Annotated in this window: 26 protein-coding genes; 8 read left to right on the plus strand and 18 right to left on the minus strand. The window is 52.9% G+C overall.

From position 1 onward, the window contains the following. Positions 1-20: 20 nt before the first annotated feature. Positions 21-1,022, minus strand: coding sequence for a spore coat putative kinase YutH (yutH, locus tag DI44_RS02195; protein WP_033026205.1), 1,002 nt, complete (start codon positions 1,020-1,022; stop codon positions 21-23). 295 nt (positions 1,023-1,317) lie between these two features. Between yutH and DI44_RS02190 the strand changes: the two genes are divergently transcribed. Next, positions 1,318-1,815 (plus strand): phosphatidylglycerophosphatase A, encoded by a 498-nt coding sequence (locus DI44_RS02190; RefSeq protein ID WP_011232437.1) that lies wholly within the window; start codon positions 1,318-1,320, stop codon positions 1,813-1,815. Positions 1,816-1,898: 83 nt separating this feature from the next. Here DI44_RS02190 and DI44_RS02185 read toward each other — a convergent pair whose 3' ends face one another. Then, positions 1,899-2,669, minus strand: a complete 771-nt coding sequence (locus DI44_RS02185) for a TIGR01457 family HAD-type hydrolase (protein WP_011232438.1) — start codon at positions 2,667-2,669, stop codon at positions 1,899-1,901. A 24-nt stretch (positions 2,670-2,693) separates the two neighbouring features. Next, a complete protein-coding gene (locus DI44_RS02180; protein ID WP_011232439.1) occupies positions 2,694-3,131 on the minus strand; it encodes a DUF86 domain-containing protein in 438 nt (145 codons plus the stop codon). A gap of 98 nt (positions 3,132-3,229) precedes the next feature. Here DI44_RS02180 and DI44_RS02175 point away from each other — a divergent pair, with 98 nt between their 5' ends. Then, positions 3,230-3,502, plus strand: a complete 273-nt coding sequence (locus tag DI44_RS02175; RefSeq protein WP_011232440.1) for a DUF3055 domain-containing protein — start codon at positions 3,230-3,232, stop codon at positions 3,500-3,502. A gap of 58 nt (positions 3,503-3,560) precedes the next feature. After that, positions 3,561-3,845, plus strand: coding sequence for a hypothetical protein (locus tag DI44_RS02170; protein ID WP_013144327.1), 285 nt, complete (start codon positions 3,561-3,563; stop codon positions 3,843-3,845). 38 nt (positions 3,846-3,883) lie between these two features. On the opposite strand, the gene DI44_RS02165 is transcribed toward DI44_RS02170, so the two are convergent. Further along, positions 3,884-4,159 (minus strand): YutD family protein, encoded by a 276-nt coding sequence (locus tag DI44_RS02165; protein WP_013144326.1) that lies wholly within the window; start codon positions 4,157-4,159, stop codon positions 3,884-3,886. 112 nt (positions 4,160-4,271) lie between these two features. Between DI44_RS02165 and DI44_RS02160 the strand changes: the two genes are divergently transcribed. Next, positions 4,272-4,958, plus strand: coding sequence for a YhcN/YlaJ family sporulation lipoprotein (locus tag DI44_RS02160; RefSeq protein ID WP_011232443.1), 687 nt, complete (start codon positions 4,272-4,274; stop codon positions 4,956-4,958). A 122-nt stretch (positions 4,959-5,080) separates the two neighbouring features. On the opposite strand, the gene lipA is transcribed toward DI44_RS02160, so the two are convergent. Further along, positions 5,081-5,977, minus strand: a complete 897-nt coding sequence (gene lipA / locus DI44_RS02155; protein ID WP_013144325.1) for a lipoyl synthase — start codon at positions 5,975-5,977, stop codon at positions 5,081-5,083. A gap of 166 nt (positions 5,978-6,143) precedes the next feature. Between lipA and DI44_RS02150 the strand changes: the two genes are divergently transcribed. Further along, positions 6,144-7,133, plus strand: coding sequence for a M23 family metallopeptidase (locus tag DI44_RS02150; RefSeq protein WP_011232445.1), 990 nt, complete (start codon positions 6,144-6,146; stop codon positions 7,131-7,133). Between the two features lie 248 nt (positions 7,134-7,381). On the opposite strand, the gene DI44_RS02145 is transcribed toward DI44_RS02150, so the two are convergent. From DI44_RS02145 to DI44_RS02100, 10 genes are all read right to left on the minus strand, one after another. After that, positions 7,382-8,089, minus strand: a complete 708-nt coding sequence (locus DI44_RS02145) for an ABC transporter ATP-binding protein (protein ID WP_021321782.1) — start codon at positions 8,087-8,089, stop codon at positions 7,382-7,384. A 1-nt stretch (position 8,090) separates the two neighbouring features. After that, positions 8,091-8,870 carry an ABC transporter ATP-binding protein gene (locus DI44_RS02140; protein WP_021321781.1) on the minus strand — a complete coding sequence of 260 codons (780 nt, stop codon included), beginning with the start codon at positions 8,868-8,870 and terminating at the stop codon, positions 8,091-8,093. Continuing rightward, the gene (locus DI44_RS02135) at positions 8,845-9,819 is read right to left on the minus strand and encodes a branched-chain amino acid ABC transporter permease (RefSeq protein WP_021321780.1); all 975 of its coding nucleotides are present in this window, start codon (positions 9,817-9,819) and stop codon (positions 8,845-8,847) included. The genes DI44_RS02140 and DI44_RS02135 overlap by 26 nt, the downstream gene beginning before the upstream one ends. 16 nt (positions 9,820-9,835) lie before the next feature. After that, entirely contained in the window at positions 9,836-10,714 is an 879-nt protein-coding gene (locus DI44_RS02130; protein WP_011232449.1) for a branched-chain amino acid ABC transporter permease, read from the minus strand. Between the two features lie 105 nt (positions 10,715-10,819). Then, the gene (locus tag DI44_RS02125) at positions 10,820-12,016 is read right to left on the minus strand and encodes an ABC transporter substrate-binding protein (RefSeq protein ID WP_025039318.1); all 1,197 of its coding nucleotides are present in this window, start codon (positions 12,014-12,016) and stop codon (positions 10,820-10,822) included. A gap of 634 nt (positions 12,017-12,650) precedes the next feature. Continuing rightward, complete coding sequence (gene yunB / locus DI44_RS02120) at positions 12,651-13,397, minus strand: sporulation protein YunB (protein WP_011232451.1); 747 nt, start codon at positions 13,395-13,397, stop codon at positions 12,651-12,653. A gap of 53 nt (positions 13,398-13,450) precedes the next feature. After that, the gene (locus tag DI44_RS02115) at positions 13,451-13,753 is read right to left on the minus strand and encodes a DUF1805 domain-containing protein (protein WP_011232452.1); all 303 of its coding nucleotides are present in this window, start codon (positions 13,751-13,753) and stop codon (positions 13,451-13,453) included. A 61-nt stretch (positions 13,754-13,814) separates the two neighbouring features. Continuing rightward, a complete protein-coding gene (locus DI44_RS02110; protein WP_021321776.1) occupies positions 13,815-15,197 on the minus strand; it encodes a bifunctional UDP-sugar hydrolase/5'-nucleotidase in 1,383 nt (460 codons plus the stop codon). 17 nt (positions 15,198-15,214) lie between these two features. Continuing rightward, positions 15,215-16,102, minus strand: coding sequence for a sulfite exporter TauE/SafE family protein (locus DI44_RS02105; RefSeq protein WP_021321775.1), 888 nt, complete (start codon positions 16,100-16,102; stop codon positions 15,215-15,217). 19 nt (positions 16,103-16,121) lie between these two features. After that, positions 16,122-16,970 carry a DUF72 domain-containing protein gene (locus tag DI44_RS02100; RefSeq protein ID WP_031205997.1) on the minus strand — a complete coding sequence of 283 codons (849 nt, stop codon included), beginning with the start codon at positions 16,968-16,970 and terminating at the stop codon, positions 16,122-16,124. 195 nt (positions 16,971-17,165) lie between these two features. On the opposite strand from DI44_RS02100, the gene DI44_RS02095 reads away from it, so the two are divergent. Beyond that, positions 17,166-17,315 (plus strand): homoserine/threonine efflux protein, encoded by a 150-nt coding sequence (locus tag DI44_RS02095; RefSeq protein ID WP_014196672.1) that lies wholly within the window; start codon positions 17,166-17,168, stop codon positions 17,313-17,315. Positions 17,316-17,546: 231 nt separating this feature from the next. Beyond that, positions 17,547-18,038 carry a LysE family translocator gene (locus tag DI44_RS02090; protein WP_020278433.1) on the plus strand — a complete coding sequence of 164 codons (492 nt, stop codon included), beginning with the start codon at positions 17,547-17,549 and terminating at the stop codon, positions 18,036-18,038. 110 nt (positions 18,039-18,148) lie between these two features. Here the strand turns inward: DI44_RS02090 and DI44_RS02085 are convergent, their stop codons facing one another. Continuing rightward, positions 18,149-19,048 carry a hypothetical protein gene (locus tag DI44_RS02085; protein WP_235607694.1) on the minus strand — a complete coding sequence of 300 codons (900 nt, stop codon included), beginning with the start codon at positions 19,046-19,048 and terminating at the stop codon, positions 18,149-18,151. A gap of 209 nt (positions 19,049-19,257) precedes the next feature. On the opposite strand from DI44_RS02085, the gene DI44_RS02080 reads away from it, so the two are divergent. Then, positions 19,258-19,410: a distal tail protein Dit gene (locus DI44_RS02080; RefSeq protein WP_110107825.1), complete on the plus strand. Its 153-nt coding sequence runs from the start codon at positions 19,258-19,260 to the stop codon at positions 19,408-19,410. An 836-nt stretch (positions 19,411-20,246) separates the two neighbouring features. On the opposite strand, the gene DI44_RS02070 is transcribed toward DI44_RS02080, so the two are convergent. Both DI44_RS02070 and sufB read right to left on the minus strand, forming a co-directional pair. Then, a complete protein-coding gene (locus tag DI44_RS02070; RefSeq protein WP_223810853.1) occupies positions 20,247-20,447 on the minus strand; it encodes a transposase in 201 nt (66 codons plus the stop codon). Positions 20,448-20,931: 484 nt separating this feature from the next. Beyond that, on the minus strand, positions 20,932-22,329 hold the full coding sequence (sufB, locus tag DI44_RS02065; protein WP_011232461.1) for a Fe-S cluster assembly protein SufB: 1,398 nt from the start codon (positions 22,327-22,329) through the stop codon (positions 20,932-20,934). Positions 22,330-22,331: the final 2 nt, after the last annotated feature.

Here is a 22,331-nt window from a genome sequence, read left to right on the forward strand (position 1 = left end):
GGGAAGCTGTCTTCCCTGCGTTACGCCGGCGGCAGCCACTCGACCGCCGGCAGGCGGATGCGGTTCGAGATGCCGGCGATCTTGGCAAACGCGGCCAAAAATCGTTCATATTCATGCGATCGATCGAGCAAGCGCCGCAACTCCCCCTCCCGCCTTGTCCGTTCGCTCTCATCCACAGCGATATAATATGCCTCGACACATTCAAAATAGGAAAGCGGAAACAACAACCTGGCGTAAACGAGTCTCCAAGCAAACGGCGACAGCGGCGCCGCATGTTCATACTCTTGAAAAAACTGCCGCACCGCCCGCTGACAGCCAAGTCCGCTCTTTTCGTACAAATGGCGCACCCATTCCGCCAAATCGCGGGCGCAATGGTCATACACCCAGTCGGTCGGCAGCTTCGCTTCGATCCCCCCAACCCACTTCGCCTCGGGGAGACGCTCATGGCAAAATGCCGCGTAATCGATGCGCCCTGGTTCTTCGTCAATCTCCGTGTCCGCCACGTATTGCACCGCGTTTTCCGCCAAGCCTAAATAATACGGGAACGATTCGATAAACAGACGATCAAACAGCGACGACGGCCCGGAAGCGAGCTTGCTCGACCAAAACGCCTCCATTTGATCGATCCGCTTCGCCCACAGCTCCCGCCATTGGCCGATGCGCCGGCAGGCGACGATCGGCCATGGACATGTTCTCCCGCATTCATGCATCACCGCCAATTCCCTTCCGAGCGAACGAAAGCGAGCCGCCGGAAGCGGAGCGCGAACGAGCGCCAACGGCTGTCCATTATAGGAAGTGATATACGTTCCGGACGTCGTTTTGACCAGTTCTCCGACGCCGTCCACTCCTTTTGCCCGCAAATAGCGGCTCATTTGCTGGCGCTCTTCCATTTCCGCTTCGCTTTGCCCATCGGCGGGAACGAGCAAAAAACGCTCCTGCCGATGCCAAAAGGCCGCATGCCGTCCGCTTCGCTCCAACCTCTCGACGCGCATGCCATACTGTTCACGCACCCATTCTTCCATCGCCGCGCCTCCTTTTTCCTTTTTGCCGAAACCAGTCATTCCGCTCGTTCCACACCTTCATCTCATCGCCGCCCCATCAATGAGCCGATTCCGCCTCCGCTCCAGCATGAAACGGCCCCATTCACGCGCCTATGTTGATCAGCCAACGCATGGCCGCGGAAAAAGAGGGCTACTTTTTATATATGACAGCGGGCGCCAAAAAAGCCGATGAGCATTTTTCTTTATATGACGGACTTATTTATGACATGATACATATATATAGAAAACGACTTTCTAAAAGAAACAGGTGAAGTTCATGAGCGAATTCATTATGAACAATCTGGAACAAACGGCTCGGCGCTGGCTTGAGGAACGGGGGGTGACCGTGGAAAAAATTGCGGAGCTCGTTTATTACTTGCAATCAAAATATCATCCCGATTTAACGATGGAGGAGTGCATCGAAAACGTCAACCGCGTCATTTCGAAACGCGAAGTGCAAAATGCGATTCTAACCGGCATCCAATTGGATAAACTCGCCGAAGACGGTCGGCTCGATGAACCGCTGCAGTCGATCATCCGCCGCGATGAAGGGCTGTATGGCGTCGACGAAATTTTGGCGCTGTCAATCGTCAATGTGTACGGATCGATCGGGTTTACGAACTACGGATATATCGATAAGCAAAAACCGGGCATTTTGCAATATTTAAATGATAAATCGACCGGCAAATGCAACACGTTTTTGGACGACATTGTCGGCGCCATCGCCGCAGCGGCGTCAAGCCGCCTGGCGCATCGGGCCGCCAATGCGGAGTAACGCCGGCTCCGCCCATGCGCGCCCTCCATCCGCGCCGAGCAACATGAAACGCCGCCTTGCCTTTTTTGGCAAAGCGGCGTTGTTTACAAGCGGTCAAGCCATTCCAAAAGTGAATCAGCCGTATACGTCGGCATCCGTTCGTAGCGGGCGAGCATTTCTTTTGTCGTAACGCCCGTATGGACTAAAAGCGTATCAATGCCAGCGTTCATGCCGGCTAAAATGTCGGTTTCATAATAGTCGCCGATCATCAGCACGTCCTCCTTCGGGACGCCAAGCACTTTGAGCGCCTGCTCCATAATGATTTTTTCCGGCTTGCCGATAAATGTCGGCTTCACCTGCGTCGATACAGCGACGACCGACGTCAGCGCCCCGTTGCCCGGAAGCAGCCCCCGCTCCGTCGGCAAGGCGATGTCGCCGTTGGTTGAGATGAACATCGCTCCATTTCGGACAGCGAGACAAGCGACAGCGAACTTTTCGTATGTAATTTGCCGGTCAATCCCGATGACGACGACATCCGCATCTTCGCCGGCCAAACGGAATCCTTTGTCCGCCAAGGCGGTTTGGAGCCCTTCTTCACCGATCACATACACGGAAGCATCCGGTTTTTTTTCAAAAATGTAATTCGCCGTCGCCTGGCTTGTCGTAAACACATGCTTCTCCTCGGCCGGCACGCCGAACGAACGCAATTTTTCCGCCACTTGCGCCGGTGTGCGCGACGAATTGTTCGTGACAAACAAATACGGAATGCCACGGCGGTGCAGCTCGTTGACAAACGTACGCGCCTCAGCGATGCATTCGGTGCCGCGGTACATCGTCCCGTCCAAATCGATGAGGTAGCCGTTGTATCGTTTCAATGCATTTGCTCTCCTTTCCCGCCATCAATTGCGAAACGCCGACACCGGGCCGAGCTCGTTTTCAAGGTAAGCGCGCACCGCCTTCGGATACGCCTCCAGCGCCGGCAAATGTTCGTTCAGATCGGCGAGCAATTTCGCGTGATCGACGCGCGCATATTCGTGCACAAGCATTTTCCGATGGGCAATGAACGCTTTCAATCGGTCAGCATCCGCCGGCGAGATCACCTGTTCGTCAGCCAAAATATCGATGATGTCGTTATAGCTGCCCGGGTCGCGCATAATAAACCCGTCGATCATGGCGTTGCCGACGTCCAACACCGCCTCGATGACGATATGAGCGATCCGTTCGAGCGCCAATTGCCGAAGCGGCTCGTCCCATCGCTCCTCGGCCTTGTAACGGTCCAGCATTTGTTCCATGTAGCTGAGCGTTTCTTCCAGTTTTTTGCGATCGACAAAATACATCCGTCATCCCTCCTCGTTCCTTTGTGCGATTTGCTGTCTCCCGTTTTCGCCGCCTGTCTGCTATGATGGACATAGACGAAAAAACAGGAGGGGCTCAAATGATGGGTGAACGGTTTTATTTATACGACGACACCGTCGAAGCGGCCGTCCGCTTCGTCAGCTTTGTCGGCGAGCGGCAGCGGTTTGATTTGGCGCTCATCGAAACGGATCGTTTTTACGGGAAGTGGCTCGTGCTCGACTTGCAAAGCAACCGCTTTGCCATTCTCGGGCGCGACGATTTGGAGGAGCCAGGCTATATCGAGCACGCTTACCAGCTTCATGAACAAGATGCCAACGATTTGCGCGCCTTTTTGGAGGAGTATCTCTCATAACCTTCCTCGGTTTCGGGCATCTTATGAAACAGCCCACGAACGAAGGAAGGTGAGACGAATGGCGGAACGGGAAACATACGCCGATTTTTCCGTCGTCGAGAAACAGCGCAATTTCTTGACCGCTGAAGAGTTCCCAGAAGGGCCGTACGGCTCGCCGCGCCGCGACGACGCGCCGGTCGAAAACAAAAGCACGCCTTGGAAGGAAGGCCAGCGGCATTACAGCGCCTTCAACTACGAGTTTAAATCGTTCCACCAAAACATTCCAAGGCGCGACCCAGCCGCCCACCCGCCGCACGACGATCCGCATCAAAGCGAACAGTTTCCGTACAACGAAGGCGAATGACGAGGCAGCCGCTCGCGGCAAGCGGGCGGCTGCCGTGCTTACCGTTTCACCTTGCGCAGCACAAAATACGCGCAGCCGAAGTTGCAATATTCATACAAATATTCGGACAACGTGCTGATTTTCGTATCGTACGTCGCTTTTTGGTTATGGTCGTCAAAAAACCCGCGCAACCGGAGCTGGTTGTATCCCCAATCCCCGACAATGTAGTCGTACTTCGCCAAAATGTCCGCATATCGGGCGCGAAAGGCTTCTTCATTAAAGGCGTTTTTCACATTTTCCACCAGTTCGTAACAATGATTGTTAATGCAAATCACTGTTCTCACCTCGCCTTTCCACTTCCATCATAAACGATGCATCGCCCCCAATCAATTACTGTCATCAAACCATCATCCGTGTGCCACCCTAAAAGCGAAGGGGGTGCTGACGATGAGACGACCATGGTTGGCCGTTGCGTTCGGAGCGGCCGTCGCCCTAGCCGGCTGCGCGCAGACGGCTCAGGACGAAAACACCGATATTTACAAGCGGAGCGGCAACACGATCAATGTCACCGACCGCAACGAGCTGTACAATGAAAACGGGGTGCCCAACGGCGATGACACGCCGATGAACAACTTCGGCTACGTCCGCCATCAAAAAAGCCCGATCCTCGGCGATGCAAACGGCTATAACGACATGCCGTCCTTCAACCGCGAGAAAGCGGCTGATTTAATCAGCAAATTGTGCACCCAGCTGCCGGGCGTCAAAGACGTCGCCACGCTCGTCACGGATGAGGAAGTGCTCGTCGTGTATGACGCGGACACGAACAACCGGCAGCAAACGGCCGATCAAGTGAAAAAAACAGCGCTTTCCGTCGTTCCCCGCTACTACCATGTGTATGTCGCCGACAATCCGCAGCTGATGAAGGACATTGAGCGCTTCGGGCGCCTTGATTCGAACACGCGCAACATCGACCAAATTCTCGATGCGACGATTCAGCGGATGTTGAAATATCCGCAAGGGAAAAAACTGAGCGACGGGGAAAATGAAAACGGCGAAATGATCAACGAAACAAACGATGAATTAGACCGCGATTTCCGCGACGGCACGCCGCGGGCGACGAAAGCGGGGCGCTAGGGAAAAGAAACGGTCTGCCTTCTTTATGAAAGGCATGACCGTTTCTTCGCGTTCATCCGGCCGGGATGATGCTTTCAGCCGCTGAAACAACGCTTGCTTGCTTTCGTGCCGTTCGTTGGATGTTACGCTTTCAACTGCCGCGCTTTCGCCGCCTCGCTCACCTGCTCATCGGCATGGTACGACGAGCGGACGAGCGGCCCCGCTTCACAATGGCTGAACCCTTTGCTCAACGCGATTTCTTTCAGCTCTTGAAACTCGTCCGGATGGTAATATTTCACGACCTTCAAATGCTTTTTCGTCGGTTGCAAATACTGGCCGATCGTCAAAATGTCGACATGGTTGGCGCGCAAGTCATCCATCGCTTCAATGATTTCCTCTTTCGTTTCCCCAAGGCCGACCATGATGCTCGATTTCGTCGGAATGTCCGGCTGCAATTCTTTCGCGCGCCGCAAAAACTCAAGCGAACGTTCGTACGTCGCGCGGGCGCGCACCCTTGGAGTCAAGCGGCGCACCGTTTCGATGTTATGGTTTAAAATGTCAGGGCGGGCATCCATCAAAATTTTCAAGTTTTCATACACCCCGCCCATATCCGATGGCAGCACCTCGATCGTCGTAAACGGGTTTTTCCGGCGGATGGCGCGCACCGTTTCGGCGAATACCGCCGCCCCGCCGTCTTTTAGGTCATCGCGGGCGACGGCGGTGACGACGACGTGTTTCAAGTTCATGATGCGCACCGATTCCGCGACGCGTTCCGGCTCCTGCCAATCGAGCTCGGTCGGCAGCCCGGTTTTGACGGCGCAGAAGCGGCAGGCGCGCGTGCAGACGCTGCCTAAAATCATAAACGTCGCCGTCCGCCGTACGGCCCAGCATTCGTGAATGTTTGGGCACTTCGCTTCCTCGCAAACGGTATGTAAACGGTTTTCCCGCATCAGCTTCTTTAAACCGATATAATTCTCGTTCGTGTTCAACTTGATTTTCAACCAGTCCGGCTTGCGGACGTGTTCTTCTTTCGTCGCCATCGTTCTCACTCCACTTGTCGATGATTGTTCATTTCTCATTATAATGAAAAGCGCAGGAAAACACAAAAAAATCGTCCATCAGACGATTTTCCTCCTTTTAACATTTATGAAATTCCCGTTTCTCCCCAAACTAAACATATGAAACGGGCGGAAAGGGGGAATACGCGTGCATCGATGGCTTGCCGCCATATCGGCGGCAGCGATGCTGTGGATCGCCGCCGGCGCGGCTTCGGCGGCGGAACAGGAAGAAGCGATGTATGAAAAGCGAATGGAGCTGTACAAAAAGGCCGAAGCCGTTTCCTTGATCCCGTGGTATTACTTTGCGGCCATTGACCAGTATGAGCGAAACGTCCGGCAAGTGCGCCGCGACCTGCCCAAGCCAGCCGGCGTTCTCGGCATTTATATGAAGCCGGAAATATGGGCCGGGCCGCTGAACAAAAACCCGCATGATACAGACCCGTTCACCATCTCCCAGTTTGGCGGCCTTGGCGTGGACGGAGACGGCGACGGCTATGCGCGGGCGGATGACGATGACGATGTGATCATGGCCATGGCCCGCTATTTGCAGACGTACGGCATCGATCACCGCCATATCAAAATCGCGCTTTGGAACTATTACCAACGCGCCAAAACCGTCGACTTGATTTTAGGAAAGGCGAGAATTTATAAAAAGTATCAGACGTTGAAATTGGACAACCACGTGTTTCCGCTTCCGCTAGGGGCCAATTACAGCTACCGCGATACATGGGGGGATGCGCGCGGCTGGGGCGGGCGGCGCATTCATGAAGGAACCGACATTTTCGCCGGCTACGGCGTTCCGGTGCGCTCGACGTGCTACGGCATCGTCGAGCTGAAAGGGTGGAACAAATACGGCGGCTGGCGCATCGGCATCCGCGACATCAACAACACGTACCACTACTTTGCCCATTTGAACGGCTTCGCCGCCGATCTTCGCGAGGGGCAAATCGTCGAGCCGGGGACGATCATCGGTTCGGTCGGCAGCTCTGGCTACGGTCCGCCCGGCACGGCGGGGAAATTTCCGCCCCATCTTCACTACGGCATGTACAAAGACAACGGCTATACCGAATGGGCGTTTGACCCGTACCCGCACTTAAAAGCATGGGAGCGGGCCGAGCGGCAACAACGGCGCCGCTAGCCGCGCGGGGGCCGGCGCGACGGGGTTCTCTCCGCCAACGCCAGCCGCCCAAATCAGCGGCATGTTTTTTCAAGAGCAGAGACGTCCCGGACGCCGATGTTTCCCGTCCGTCCATCCCAGCCGGCGTTCGCCGGCCGAAACGGCAATGACGGAAAAAGGCTGATCTCCAAGTTGGAATCAGCCTTTTTTCCACGGCGGCACAACCGTCCGAAACGGCTTTCCGCTGACGTTCTTCCGCCTATCGCTTCTCAATGCCCGCCCAAATACGCCTGCTTCACCTGCTCGCTCGCCTGCAGCTCGCTCGCCGTTCCCGACAAGACGACGCGCCCCGATTCAAGGACATAGGCGCGATGGGCGATGGAGAGCGCCATATGGGCGTTTTGTTCGACAAGCAAAATCGTCGTCCCCGACTCGTTGATTTCCTGAATGATGCGGAAAATCGTCTTGACCAAAAGCGGCGCGAGCCCCATTGACGGTTCGTCAAGCAAGAGCAGCTTCGGGCGCGCCATGAGCGCGCGGCCGATGGCGAGCATTTGCTGCTCGCCGCCCGAAAGCGTGCCGGCCAGCTGCTTGCGCCGCTCCTCAAGGCGCGGGAACAGCTGAAAGACTTTGGCAAAGTCTTGTTGAATGCCTTCTTTGTCTTTGCGCAAAAACGCGCCGAGCTCCAAGTTTTCCTCGACCGTCATATTGGCGAAAACGCGCCTCCCTTCCGGCACGTGGGAAATGCCTTGCTTGACGATCGTCTGCGCCGCCTTGCCGGCGATCGAGGCTCCCTCATACACGATGTCGCCGTTTTTCGGCCTAAGCAGCCCGGAAATGGTTTTCAGAAGCGTCGTTTTCCCCGCGCCGTTCGCCCCGATCAGCGTGACGATCTCGCCTTTGTTCACCTCAAGCGATACGCCTTTTAAGGCATGAATGTTGCCGTAAAACACATCGATTGCCTCCACTTTCAACACGTCACGACACCTCCTCGCCAAGGTAAGCCTCGATCACTTTCGGGTTGCTGCGCACTTGTTCCGGCGTGCCGTGGGCGATCAATTGGCCGTGGTCCAACACGTAAATGCGCTCGCATATGCCCATCACAAGCGACATATCGTGTTCGATCAACAAAATCGTCAACGCAAACCGTTCGCGGATAAACGCGATCAAGTTCATCAATTCTTTCGTTTCTTGCGGGTTCATGCCGGCGGCCGGCTCGTCAAGCAAAAGCACTTTTGGCTGCGCCGCCAGCGCCCGGGCGATCTCAAGCCGGCGCTGCTGGCCGTACGGCAAGTTTTTCGCTTTCTCGTGCATGACGCCGTCAAGCTGAAAAATGTTCAAAAACTCGATCGCCTTTTCTTCCATTTCCTTTTCCCCGCGGAAATGGGACGGGAGGCGGAGAATGGAGCTCGCGATCGAATGGCGGGCGTGCGCATGGTAGGCGACTTTCACGTTGTCGAGCACCGACAGCTCGCCGAACAGGCGAATGTTTTGAAACGTCCGGCTGATCCCTTTGCGCGTAATTTTATACGGCGGCAGTCCGTTCAACGTCTCGCCGTCAAGCATAATCCGCCCGTCAGTCGGCACATACACGCCCGTCAATAAGTTAAACAGCGTCGTTTTCCCCGCGCCGTTCGGGCCGATGAGCCCGACAAGCTCCCCTTGATGCAGCTCCATCGTCACACCGGAGAGCGCCTTCAGCCCGCCAAACTGGATGCCGACGTTTTCTGCCTTAAGCAACGGTGTTTTTGCCGCCATGATTCATTCCTCCCTGCGCTGCCTTCCGCCATTTGAAGAGCGAAGATAGTTCTTTCGTCCCCATCAGCCCGGTTGGACGGTACAGCATCACCAAAATCAAGACGATGCTGTAAATGATCATCCGCGTTTCCGGATAGTTTTGCAAGAACGTCGAAACGATCGTCAGCAGCACCGCGGCCACCACCGCGCCGGATAGGCTGCCGAGCCCGCCGAGCACGACGAAAATCAAAATGTCAAACGATTTTAAAAAGCCGAAGTTCGACGGCTGAATGATGTAAAAGTGATGGGCGTACAGCGCTCCGGCGATGCCGGCGAAAAACGAACCGATCGCAAACGCCGCCACTTTGTAATACGTCGTGTTGATCCCCATGGCATCGGCGGCGATTTCATCTTCGCGGATCGAGATGCACGCCCGCCCGTGCGTCGAGTTCGTGAAGTTGGCGATCACCAAAATCGTGGCAAACAAGCAGGCGAACACCCATGGCCATGTCGTCATATGCGTCACCGTCATGCCGCTCGCCCCGCCGACGTAATCGATGTTCAAGAGCGCAATGCGGACGATTTCGCCAAAGCCGAGCGTGGCGATCGCCAAATAATCGCCTTTTAAACGCAGGCTCGGCACGCCGATGATGAGGCCGGCGAGCGCCGCCGCCACCCCAGCGGTCAAGACGCCGACCGCAAACGGCAGCTCTAGCTTCATCGTCATGACGGCTGAAGCGTAAGCGCCGACGGCGAAAAAGCCGGCATGTCCAATCGAAAACTGTCCGGTGATGCCGATGATCAAGTGAAGGCTCGCCGCCAGCATGACGTTGATCGCCATGAAAAAGAGCGTGTTGACGTAAAACACATTGAGCGTCCCGCTTGCAATCAGCCACTCGACAACAGCGAAAAAGGCGAAGGCCAGTATGACGGAAACCCAAAATCCACGAGTCCGCTTCCAAGTTGCCATTGTCCCCTACCATCCTTTACACTTTTTCTCGTACGTTCTTGCCAAACAATCCGGCCGGCCGGAAAATGAGAATGAGAATTAAAATGACAAACGCCACTCCGTCGCGCCAAAGCGAGTAGCCGAGCCCGCTGACGAGCGATTCGATGACGCCAAGCAAAAGCCCCCCGACCATCGCTCCCGGAATGATGCCGATTCCGCCCAACACGGCGGCGACAAACGCTTTCAATCCGGGAAGAATGCCCATCAATGGCTCGATTTTTGTATAATAAATGCCGAAAATAACGCCTGCCGCCCCCGCGAGCGCTGAACCGATGGCGAACGTGGCCGAAATCGTGTTGTCGACGTTGATTCCCATCAACCGGGCCGCTTCCGCATCATGGGAAACAGCGCGCATCGCTTTCCCGATTTTTGTCCGGTGAACGATGAACTGAAGAAGAATCATCAAAACGAGGGACGTGCCGAGGATGAACAGCGACTGGCTGCTGATGACAACCCCAAACAGCTTCAAGTTCCGATCCGGCAGCAGCGTGCTCGGATACGCTTCCGGCTGGGCCCCGCGCAAATAAATCGTGACGTACTCAATCAAGAGCGATACGCCGATCGCCGTAATGAGCACTGCGATGCGCGCCGCATTGCGCAACGGCTTGTAGGCAATCCGCTCGATGATCATCCCAAGCACGGCGCAAGAGGCCATCGCCAGCAAAAGCGCCGGGAAAAAGCCGACACCAAGCATCGTTACGGCATAAAAACCGACGAATGAACCGACCATAAAGACGTCGCCATGGGCGAAGTTAATGAGCCGAACAATGCCGTACACCATCGTATAGCCAAGAGCGATGAGCGCATAAATGCTGCCTAGCGAAATGCCGTTGACCAGCTGTTGAATGAGTTCCATGATCGCACGCTCCTTAACGAAAACTCGTCGTTGACCAAAAGAAATGCCGGACAGGAGGGCGCCCCTTAGGGGCCTCCCCCGTCCATGCATCCATCCAGCCTTTCATTACGGATTCACTTTCGTTTTGAATTGCTGCTGCCCGTCTTTGTATTCCAAAATGGCCGCCGATTTGACCGGGTCATGGTTTTCATTGAGCGTCAGCGTGCCGGAGACGAGCTGCAAATCTTTCGTTTGCGCCAGCGCGTCTTTAATTTTCACCGGATCGGCGCTGCCGGCCCGCTTGATGGCGTCGGCCAGGAAGTAGGCTGTATCATAGCCAAGCGCGTTGAACGCATCCGGCGCTTTGTTGTATTTCGCTTTAAAGGCTTTCACAAACTCTTGAATTTTCGGATCCGGGTCGCCCGACGAATAATGGTTCGTGATGTACGTGTTGTTCAACGCGTCTTTGCCCGCGATCTCGACCAGCTTCGGCGAATCCCAGCCGTCGCCGCCCATGATCGGCACGTTCAAGCCAAGCTCGCGCGCCTGCTTGACGATGAGGCCGACTTCTTCATAATAGCCCGGCAGGAAAATGAACTCTGGATTCTTTGATTTTATGCGCGTCAGCGTCGCACGGAAATCGGTGTCTTTCGCGACATACGCCTCTTCAGCGACAATTTTGCCGCCGCCTTGCGTGAACGCGTCTTTAAACGAAGCGGCCAGCCCTTTCGAATAGTCGCTCGAGCTGTCGATCAACACCGCCGCGTTTTTCACTTTCAGTTCGTTCAAGGCGAATTTGGCCGCCACCGTCCCTTGGAACGGGTCGATAAAGCACGTCCGGAAGACGAACTCGTTCACTTTGCCGTCTTTGTTCGTGATCGTCGGGTTCGTGCCTGTCGGCGTAATGAGCGGCACTTTATTGTCGTTGGCGACTTGCACTTGAGCGAGCGTGTTCGTGCTCGTCGCCGAGCCGATGATGGCGACGACTTTATCCTGGCTGATCAACTTGATCGCGCCGTTCGTCGCTTCGGCCGCTTCCGATTTGTTGTCGACTTTCACCAACTCCAGCTTTTTGCCGTTGATTCCTTCTTTGTTGATTTCCTCAAGCGCCAAGTCGAGCCCTTCCGCAATCGACTGGCCGTATGACGCGACCCCGCCGGACAGCTCAAGGTTGGCGCCGATTTTAATCACATCGCCGCCCCCGCCTCCGCCGCTGTTTCCGCCTGAAGAACTGCCTCCTTGCTGGTTGCCGCCGCAGCCGGCCAAAAGACCCGCCGTCAGCATCAATGAGAAAAAGACACCTGCTGCTCTTTTTTTCTTCATTTCTTGTTCCCCCCATTGTTCAAAATGTTCTGTCACCAGAGCGCACACCTTTTTCTGCATACTATATCGATAGAGTCCGTCTGCCTTGTGCGCTCGTGCGCCGCGCCGGATGGCGCCGCAAACTGATGCATGCCTTCCGATGCCGGCCGTTCATTCCCCCTCTCAAACTGCTATGTAAATAATAAAACTATTTTCAATTTAATATAATATTACAAAATTCGAACCAACTCGTCTAGTTGTTTTCTATTTGAAAAACAAAAAAAGCTGTTTCCTCTTGACAAACGCCAGAGAAACAGCCAAAGCCCCTTCGCCGGGAAGAACACTTTTTTTGCATAACATTTCCATGTTTCTGTCAAAACCATTCCCAACGGCTGACGCGGGCACCCGTCAACCTAACGGAACTATATAGATGCAATTTGAAGCTTTGCCATTTGCAGCTTTTACCCGAGTATTTGATCGACTGTCGGGCGACCGAACAACGCCGCTTAAAGACCTATATATGGGTCTGTGAAGCAGGCGGTTGTTCGATCCTCCGTCACGCCTTGGCTTGCCTTCGACAGTCGAACGAGAACGATCGATTTAGGAAGATGACAGTCGCCGGCCTTTTAGAGGCGCGCATTGACAGCCTTTCCCACTACCGCTTCGGAAGCTGGATGGACGGGCCGACTTGACCGCCGTTTTTGTTGTAAAATTGCGGCACTTCTCCCGGAATAAAGCGCATCACAACTGGAATATCTGTTGTCACATTGGAAATTTTCGATGCAAAAGGAATGACGACTTGGATGTCGACCGATACATGAATATCAATTTCAATAAAAAAACTGTTAATATCATACGCTCGAATTTCTTTCGTCACTTCCGAGTCGACATTGCCAACGATCTGAAACTGCACCGGAATGCGCGGGCCGAGGTTGGCCAAGAGGGCATTATCCGTGATTTTTCCAAGCGGAATGTAATAAATGATGCCGCGGCTGTTTCCAGTTCCGGACTCGACTTCGGGAAGGACCATCCGTTCAAGCCGTCCTTCTGTCGCCGCCTTTAAGCTTTCCATCACATGATCATCCGTCTCCGATAAGATGCGATTGATCACCGCGGTGTCAAAATCGACCGACACAATTTTGCCGCTTTCGTCCTTTTGAACCGTGACCAGCTGCCGAAATTCAGGGTTGTCTTTTTGAAACTGCTGCTCAATGGCGTTATTGATCACCAAGTTGGCAATCCGCTTCGTTTCCGTTTCCGCAATCTCCATGAGCACCGGCTTAATGCCTTTATTGACAATCCAAAGGCTTACCGCCGTCGAGAACATAAAAAAAACGAACGTCAATAAAAACACATAGCGGAACGGGAGCGGCCCCTTCCGCACGAATCGGGGGCGCAACAAAATGAAAATCCCTCCTTTACAAGCTATATGTATGCTTGCAAGGAGGGATTTTTTCACCGCATTTTCAACAGCGCCTCTCTTCCTTTCATTCCCTCTTCAATGCCGAGCTCCAAAGCGGCGACTGTCACCGATTCGAGCGGCGCCTCGAGCAGCTGTTCAATCGTACGCACCCCGACCGCCCGCCCGGCGATAATGCCGCGATCGCGCAATTTCTCATTCAACAGCGCCACATCGAGCGCTCCGCACATAATGTACCCTTTTTCACCCGCCACCGCCAACAAATTCGTTTTCGGCAGCTGGACGGACACAGCAATAAACGGATGTCCGTCAATGATGATCGGCTTCACTTCGACCATCGCCGCAGTCACTCTCCTTTCCATACTCCAATGTATGAAGCATGGAAAAAGAAGTGCCTGCCTATTGGGCCAATTTCCAAGCGAGAAGATCGCGCAAAAACTCCGGCATGTAATACGTTTTTTCCGCCGCCCGCTGAATTTGCGGATAAAAGTGGCCGATCGCAAACATATCGGTCGTCGCCACCTCATACGTGCGCTCGGGATTGAGCGGCTCGCCGTTGATCATAATGCGGCGGATATGCCATTGACCGTCCTCCTCGAGCCCGGCCTCGATGTCCACGCCGTCGTACACCATTTCCCCCATCACTTCGCCGCGGAAGCCAAACCCTTTAAACTGCAAATGCTTCATCCGTTCCGTGTTGGCCTCAAGGATAATCTCTTTGAGCTCCGCGCCGCGCAGCTTCACCTTGCACGGGTTGAGCGGATGCGGGCAAATGCGATGCAAATCTTTTTTCGTCACCGGTCCTCTCGCAAGCGGCGCAAGCAGCACGCCGGCGTTGACCATGCCGATGTCCGCTTGGCACCACTCACGCAAAGCGGAAGCAAGCAAATTCCCAAGCGGCGACGGGGCGAACCAGTCAAGCGGCAAGTCATCATGGAGCACGGCGACTTGTTCCGCTTCAAGCCGCGCCAAACTTTCCTGCTCAAGACAAACAAGATGGCGCTCGACCGCCTCGGAGCGGGGCAATGGTTCGACATCCACGACCGTCGCGGATGCCCTGGACAGCCGGTTTTGGTCAATCTCCAGCTTGACCACCCCAACATATTTTCCGTATTTCCCCGCCGCGCAAAGCAGTGTTTGATTCAATGTTTTTCCTTCTGGAAACACATGGTGGGTGTGAGCGCCTAAAATAATGTCCACGCCTGGGATCGTCGCAGCGATTTTTTCATCCTCATTCACCCCAAGATGAGACAGCACAACGACGCAATCGGCCTTTTGCCTCACTTCCTCCACCGCCGCTGCCAACATGTCAAACGGCGGAACGATCTTCCAGCCGAGCAGCTCGTAAAAGTGAGAAAACGGAGCGGTGGCGCCAACCACCCCAATGCGAAACGTCTCCGTCGCCGGGATGACGACATACGGCAACGCCCAATGCGGCCGCACGCCATCGCGGCGAAACAAATTGGCGACAACGACCGGAAACCGAGCCTGTTCGTACAACGTATCCAGTTCATCATGATCAAGGGTGATCCCTTCGTTGTTGCCGATCGTCACCGCATCATAGTGAAGATCGTTCAATAAGTCCACATTCGCTTTTCCACGCGTCGCCTCGGTAATCGGGTGCACGCGGTCGAGAAAATCGCCCACATCAAACAAAAGCATCGCCTCGTTGCGCGCGCGATGCTCCCTTCTCCGTTCTGACAAAAAGCGGGCGATTTGCGGCCAATGTTCAAAATGGCTGTGCACGTCGTTCGTATGATAAATATAGACGGTTTGCTTCAATGCGCAAGCCTCCTTGGTTACGAAAAACTTTCGATCACAAGCCGAAGGCCAAGCAAAACGAGCACCATCCGAAGCACGACGACAAGCGTCCGGCTTGGCATCCGCTTATTGATCCACGCTCCGGTTTTCGCCCCGATCCACACCCCAGGAATGAGGGCCAGGGCAAACGACCATTGCACGTTTCCCATCGCGACATGGGTGAGAGAGCCGACGAGCGAGGACAAAAAAATCATCAACATCGACGTGGCGACCGCCACATGGGGCGGAAAGCGAAACAGCACGATCATCGCCGGCACCATGAGCGAGCCGCCGCCAATGCCAAACAACCCGCCGAAAAAGCCGACGACAAACGCGATGGCGACCGCCATGAGCGGCTGATAGCCGTATGTGAACACCTCACCGTTTCGGTCCGTGTACGTTCGCACAACACGCCGTTTCCACCACGGCGCCGGCCGCGCCTGCTCCGCCGCCGTTCGTTCGACCCCGTTTTCTTTCGCCGCCGCCGTCTCGTCAGCCGAACGCTTCGTTTTCTTTTGACTCAGCGACAAAAAGAGCGACATGGCGATTAAAAACAGCCCAAAATACAATGAAAAATGAGCGGCGCTCAGCGTATTGTTCACCCAAGCGCCGATGACCGCCCCGGGAACGCTGCCAAGGCAAAAGAGCAAGCCGCTTTGATAGTCGACCATTTTGTCTTTCATATACGACAATGTGGACGATAAGCCATTGAAAATAATGACGACAAGCGACGTGCCGACCGCGACCTGCGGCGTCACCGCCGACAGCCAGCCGAGCGCGCCGAAAAACAGAAGCGCCGGCACGATGATCACCCCGCCGCCAAGGCCGGCCAAGCTGCCCACCGTCCCCGCGATAAAGCCGATCAAAAAAAGCAACATATACGCCATTTTGTCTCTCCCCCCCGCTTCAAAACAAACCAAGCTGCCGCGGCGCCAGGCCCGTGTACTCAATGCCAAGCAAATCGATCAATTGTTTGGCGTTGTCAGCGGCATCGCCGCCGGAGTTGTTGTTAAACAGCACGTAAATTTGTTTCGTTTTTTGCTTTAATGCCTCGATATGGCGCGCCCACTCGCGCAGCTCGCGCTCGTTGTATCGATACAAGTAGCGGACCGCCCGCCAGTTCTCGCCGGCCGTCGCCTTGTTCCAGCCGTGGACATTCCGTCCGTGCAGGCGGATGAGCGTCTTTTCCCGGTCGGTCGGATGCAAAACGGTCGGCACCGACCCTTCCCCCGCCTGCGGCTCGTCGCAAATCGCGTGAATCCACCCTTCCTCTTCCATAAAGCGAAGCGTTTTGTCATAAAAGCGCGGCGAAAACCACGATTGGTGCCGAAATTCGAGCGCCGCCGGCACCTCCCCCATCCGCGCTTTCACCCAGCGCAAGTACTCCACATGCTCGCGCCGACAGTCAAACCACGGCGGAAACTGAAACAGCACCATCGCCAGCTTCCCCGCTTCCTGAAACGGCGCGATCGAGTCCAAAAACGCGGCAAACATCGCTTCCTTGCTTTCATACGGAATCGGGCCGCGCTCATGCCCGGTCATTCCTTGGTATGCCTTCACGATAAACTGAAACGACGGCGGCGTCTCGCGAATCCACTTTTCCACGTTCGAACGCGGCTGAATGGCGTAAAAGTACGAATCGACCTCGACCGTCGGAAAATGGGCCGCGTATTCCAGCAACTTGTCTTTCGCCGCAAGACCTGGCGGATAGAGGCTGTCATGATCCCCCCAACCAGTCAGTCCGATGTAAATCATCACGATCACCAATTCGTTCGATTTCCAGCTATCTTCACTATACCATAAGCGCGGGCGGCGCGAAATAAAAATGACCGCCGCACCATCAAGGGCAATGGCAGTTCATAGATTCATAACATCCATAATTTACAATCGAGGAACGATTGCGATACAATGATACCCATCGAAACATTCTGACAATGGGAGGGCTGTCCAATGATCCATCTGTACCCGTTTCTTCTCTTATCGATATTTTTGATTGTGCTGCCCGGCCCCGACACAGCGGTGGTGACCAAAAACACCATTTCCGCAGGGAAGATCGGCGGCTTGAAAACCGCACTATATAGATGCAACGAAATCGTTTAACATATCCTTGACGGAAAAGTGGCTCATCCATTTTTGACTGTCGAAGGCAAGCCGTAGGCTTGCCTCCGTCACGCTAAGGCGTGACGGAAGACCGAACAACGACTCGCTTAAAGACCCATTCATGGGTCTTTAAGCGGTGTTGTTCGGTCACTCGACAGTTGGATGAAATGACCGGTCAAAACGAAAAATGTTAAAGCTTTAAATTGCATCTATATAGGGGTTTGCTGCGCCTTGTTTCTCCACACCGCCGCGGCGTCGCTCGGGCTTTCCGCCGTCATTATGCAATCGGCCTTGCTGTTTTCGATCCTGAAGTATGTGGGTGCTGTGTACTTAACGTATTTAGGCGCTAAGGCATTATATGGGGTCATGAAAAAAGGCGAAGCCCCCAGTGTGGAAACGGACATCAGAGGAGGAGGAGAACATACCGCCTGCTTCAAGCAAGGGTTTCTGACCGATTTCTTAAATCCGAAAGTGGCGGCCTTTTTCTTAACGTTTTTGCCGCAGTTCGTGGCGCCCGGCGCGCACTCCTTCGCTCCGTTTCTCCTAATGGGGGCGGCTTATACGGCGATGACCGCGATATGGTTTTTGTTTTACATTTCCTTCATCCATTATATCAGCGACTTCATGAAGCGGCCGAAAACGAAGAAATGGATTGAAGGCATCACGGGCGCGGTGATGATCGGGTTCGGCATCAAATTGGCGCTTGAAAAAGTGCAGCGCTAAACAGGAAGACTGAGCGCGGCTGAACAGATCCGCCTGGCATTTGAAATCAATGACAGGGGAGCGCCCAAAAAAGAGCGCTCCCTCGAAACAAAACATTCCATCCCGCTTCATCACGGCCGGATGGAGATTCGGATCACCGGAGACTTGAACATCACCGCGTCAGCCTTTTCATTCCAGTTATAAACATCTTGGAAAGAAAACAAATCCTTTTCTCTCCATGTCCGATTAGCATGAACATAAAATCCCTCAACATCCATATACGTTTGCGCGTGATCCGAAGGGACAATTTCAGAATACACATATCCAAAGTGGCGGTTGTTTTCCTTGTGCAGAGAATTTTTGATCATATACCCTACAACAGAAGATTGGTAAGGTTTCCTACTATGTTGTATGCTGACGTGAGACGCATCCCGATACGTCTTGTAGGAGCTATAAAGCTGATGATAATCGACAACCGCATTTTCAGTCGTCAAAATCCCGTAAAAATCCGTCTCCTTTTCTTTCGGATCGATAAGCCATTCATACGACAAGACGACGGCATATCGATGCTCTTCTCGACTTAACAAGGAAACGGATATGGTCAATTCCATGATGTTCTTTTTTTGATCGGTGTAAATCGTGGACGCGGTGCATAATTTCTGTTTCTCGATATGGCATCGGATCATTGGATGATCCGCCTGTTTCTTGAAAATCTCCTTCACCGTTTGTTCATCGAGCTCATGCCATTGATTCGCCGCACTTCTCGCGCGAAAAAAATCCATCTCCTCCCGATCCAAGTGACGAATCTCTTCTTTCGTCATCCCCAGCCGAAAGAAAGCCGCAGCCTCCTTGTTTTTGAGCTGTCGGTTGACTTTATTGGCGTTTTCCGGCTCTCTAATGAGATTTTCTATCTCTTCTTGATCAAAACCTTGTCTTTTTGCATCCAAATGATGAGCCTGTAAATTCATCTCCTGATGATCGCAGCCAGCTAGCATTGTACACAACAAAACATAACGGAGGATCCGTTTCAATGATAAGCCACCCTCTTCACCGTAAGGTATTGTCAAAAGTTTATCCTCCACACTCACGGTTTTTCCTTGAGTTTCAACGGTCGGAAGAAAAAAAGCTTGCCACCCCCATTGTTTTCGGCCATCATTGAGGTAACCACACACTCAACAGCCAAAACAAAGAAGGAGTGACAAGCTTGTTACCTCCATTATTAGCCTATTTGCTCGAAATCATGCCAGTGCCGGTTCAACCACCGGAACCGGTTCACCGAGCAAGCGGTCTTTCGTTTTTTGAACTGAAACGTTTCTTGGCTGGGAAGCTAAACAAGGGAGAGCCAAAGCCACTCATCTTCGAAGACGAGTCGGACAAGTTTCATAACTGTTGAAACCTTTTTTGTCAACAAGATAATCATGAAATGCCTCTACTTGTATCCAAGCATTCGTATAAGGTTTCAATGCGATCCATCAAACATTGAAAGATTTCGTTCAGAGCGTTGGCGAAATATTGCAAAATCAAGCAATGATGTTACTCATACTGTTATTCAATAAATAATTTGGCTATTTAACAAAAGTTGTACTTGACGATTTTAGATCATATCTTACTTGCACCCATAGGAAAAATAAGTAAATCACACATCACTGGCGGATTAAGAAAACACCTCGCTTGCCATGTACATGTTGTGTTAACACGCCAATAATTGTTTTTGGATTTATCCAAAAAATTGATAAATAGCATAATATAAAAACAATATAGTATTAATGACAAGCGTAACAAACAAGATTTTGTAGATAGTTGTTTTTCTCTCTCTAACCCCCAAAAACTTAATTTGGAAAAATAAAAGTAGAATATTAAAAAAGGTAGGCACTAAAGTATAAAAATACCTTTCATCGCTAATGGATACTACGCTTGGATTAAACCAATAAATGAACGCATCAGAATTTTGAATCATCAAGCTGAATAAAATAATAAACCATGAAATAACTAACAAGAGAACCTTTATGAATATTCCACTTTTTCCAGAAAATATAAGTTTCATAAAAATAAAATGCCACCTACCTTATAATGATTTAGATTAGTCATGCCTTTTTCTTGTTGCTGTTGAACACCTCTTTTTTCAGGCGTGTTGATTAACCGATAATCCCCATCCACATCATAGAAAAAAGAGCACCTTTCCTGTAGAATGTAAGTATATACATACAACATGAAGAGTGAGTTTCTCAGTCATCCTGCACACCCCAAGCGTTGCAGCACTTCCTCCGGGCGTTCATGGATGTCATCCATAAACCGAGCAATGGCTTGGGCGATATCGTTTCGATCTTGATGAAACACATTGGCAATGACGGTGTCTTTCAGCCATTTCCACAAGTGCTCGATCGGGTTCAGCTGTGGCGAATAGGAGGATATGACCATTGATGTAGTCAAAAAACAGTTCCGCATCGTGTAAGAGGGTCTCTGTTTGTCTCTTTTAACCATAGAAATTATTGTAGTGAAAAATGCTCATCTACAGTTTAATTGTAGAAAAAAATTATTTGTCAATAAAAAGTTGCACTTAACTTAAACATCTCTTTCGTAGTCCCTATCGGGAAAAATGAATAAAATCCATGTTTTTAATACATGGCTGCTAACTTCACGCCTAAAAAGGCTACTAAGCCGAGAGATCGTACACGGCTGAACAGAGCCGCCTGGCATTTGAAATCAATGACAGGGGAGCGCCCAAAAAAGAGCGCTCCCCTAAAAACATGCTCCCATGAGGGAGGAAATGGCCTGCAGGGCGGCCTTGACGCTTCCAGAGACCACCGGAGAGAATAAGCGCCGGCCGCTCCCTTGTTTTGCCCTGCGTCGATCATGTGGGCGTTTTGTGGGGGAAGCACCCCCAAGCGAACGCTCCACCCTTGATTCATCAAGCTTACCCAATGCTTCCTTCCATCTCGAATTTGATCAAGCGGTTCATCTCGACCGCGTATTCCATCGGCAGCTCCCGCGTGAACGGCTCGATGAAGCCCATGACGATCATTTCCGTCGCTTCCTGCTCGGAAATGCCGCGGCTCATCAAGTAGAACAGCTGCTCTTCCGACACTTTCGACACTTTCGCTTCGTGTTCAAGCGACACGTTGTCGTTTAAAATTTCGTTGTACGGAATCGTATCCGATGTCGACTGGTTGTCGAGAATGAGCGTATCGCATTCGATGTTCGAGCGCGAGCCGGACGCTTTGCGGCCGAAATGGACCATGCCGCGATACGTCACCTTGCCGCCTTGTTTCGAGATCGACTTCGAGACGATCGTCGACGACGTATTCGGCGCCAGATGAATCATTTTCGCCCCGGCGTCTTGGTGCTGCCCTTTGCCGGCGATGGCAATCGACAGTGTCAAGCCGCGCGCCCCTTCGCCTTTTAAGATGACGGCCGGGTATTTCATCGTCAGCTTCGAGCCGATGTTGCCGTCAATCCATTCCATCGTCGCGTTTTCTTCGCAGACGGCGCGCTTCGTCACCAAGTTGAAGACGTTGTTCGCCCAGTTTTGGATCGTCGTGTAGCGGCAGTACGCGCCTTTTTTGACGATGATCTCAACAACCGCGCTATGGAGCGAGTTCGTCGTGTAAATCGGCGCCGTGCAGCCCTCGACGTAATGGACGTGCGCCCCTTCGTCCACGATGATGAGCGTCCGTTCAAACTGCCCCATGTTTTCCGAGTTGATGCGGAAGTACGCCTGAAGCGGCGTATCGACTTTGACGCCTTTCGGGACGTAGATGAACGAACCGCCCGACCAGACGGCCGAGTTCAAGGCCGCAAATTTGTTGTCCGTCGGCGGCACGACTTTGGCGAAATACTCGCGGAACAAGTCTTCGTTTTCCTTCAGCGCCGAGTCGGTGTCTTTAAAGATGACACCGAGTTTTTCGAGGTCTTCTTTCATGTTGTGGTAGACGACCTCGGATTCATATTGCGCCGAGACGCCGGCCAAATATTTTTGTTCCGCCTCTGGAATCCCTAATTTATCGAACGTCGCTTTAATTTCCGCCGGCACTTCATCCCATGAGCGGCCCGATTTTTCCGTCGGTTTGACGTAGTACGTAATTTCATCGAAATCGAGGCTTGACAAGTCGCCGCCCCATTGCGGCATCGGTTTGCTGTAGAAGATGTCGAGCGCTTTTAAGCGGAACTCGAGCATCCATTGCGGCTCGTTTTTCATCCGCGAAATTTCTTCGACGACTTCACGCGTCAGGCCGCGCTGGGCGCGGAAGACGGAGACGTCCTTGTCGACGAAGCCGTACTTGTATTCACCGATTTCCGGTGCTTTTTTCGCCATCT

The organism is Geobacillus sp. CAMR5420 (genome assembly GCF_000691465.1).
Taxonomy (GTDB): domain Bacteria; phylum Bacillota; class Bacilli; order Bacillales; family Anoxybacillaceae; genus Geobacillus; species Geobacillus thermoleovorans.

Coding starts and splice junctions, on each gene's coding strand:
- DI44_RS02175 (WP_011232440.1), top strand. CDS start 3,230: ATGATGGGTGAACGGTTTTATTTATACGACGACACCGTCGAAGCGGCC.
- DI44_RS02080 (WP_110107825.1), top strand. CDS start 19,258: ATGCCAGTGCCGGTTCAACCACCGGAACCGGTTCACCGAGCAAGCGGT.
- lipA (WP_013144325.1), bottom strand. CDS start 5,977: ATGGCGACGAAAGAAGAACACGTCCGCAAGCCGGACTGGTTGAAAATC.
- yutH (WP_033026205.1), bottom strand. CDS start 1,022: ATGGAAGAATGGGTGCGTGAACAGTATGGCATGCGCGTCGAGAGGTTG.
- DI44_RS02180 (WP_011232439.1), bottom strand. CDS start 3,131: ATGTATTTTGTCGATCGCAAAAAACTGGAAGAAACGCTCAGCTACATG.
- sufB (WP_011232461.1), bottom strand. CDS start 22,329: ATGGCGAAAAAAGCACCGGAAATCGGTGAATACAAGTACGGCTTCGTC.
- DI44_RS02100 (WP_031205997.1), bottom strand. CDS start 16,970: ATGATTTACATCGGACTGACTGGTTGGGGGGATCATGACAGCCTCTAT.
- DI44_RS02125 (WP_025039318.1), bottom strand. CDS start 12,016: ATGAAGAAAAAAAGAGCAGCAGGTGTCTTTTTCTCATTGATGCTGACG.
- DI44_RS02170 (WP_013144327.1), top strand. CDS start 3,561: ATGGCGGAACGGGAAACATACGCCGATTTTTCCGTCGTCGAGAAACAG.
- DI44_RS02115 (WP_011232452.1), bottom strand. CDS start 13,753: ATGGTCGAAGTGAAGCCGATCATCATTGACGGACATCCGTTTATTGCT.
- DI44_RS02105 (WP_021321775.1), bottom strand. CDS start 16,102: ATGGCGTATATGTTGCTTTTTTTGATCGGCTTTATCGCGGGGACGGTG.
- DI44_RS02135 (WP_021321780.1), bottom strand. CDS start 9,819: ATGGCAACTTGGAAGCGGACTCGTGGATTTTGGGTTTCCGTCATACTG.
- DI44_RS02160 (WP_011232443.1), top strand. CDS start 4,272: ATGAGACGACCATGGTTGGCCGTTGCGTTCGGAGCGGCCGTCGCCCTA.
- DI44_RS02140 (WP_021321781.1), bottom strand. CDS start 8,870: ATGGCGGCAAAAACACCGTTGCTTAAGGCAGAAAACGTCGGCATCCAG.
- DI44_RS02190 (WP_011232437.1), top strand. CDS start 1,318: ATGAGCGAATTCATTATGAACAATCTGGAACAAACGGCTCGGCGCTGG.
- DI44_RS02095 (WP_014196672.1), top strand. CDS start 17,166: ATGATCCATCTGTACCCGTTTCTTCTCTTATCGATATTTTTGATTGTG.
- DI44_RS02130 (WP_011232449.1), bottom strand. CDS start 10,714: ATGGAACTCATTCAACAGCTGGTCAACGGCATTTCGCTAGGCAGCATT.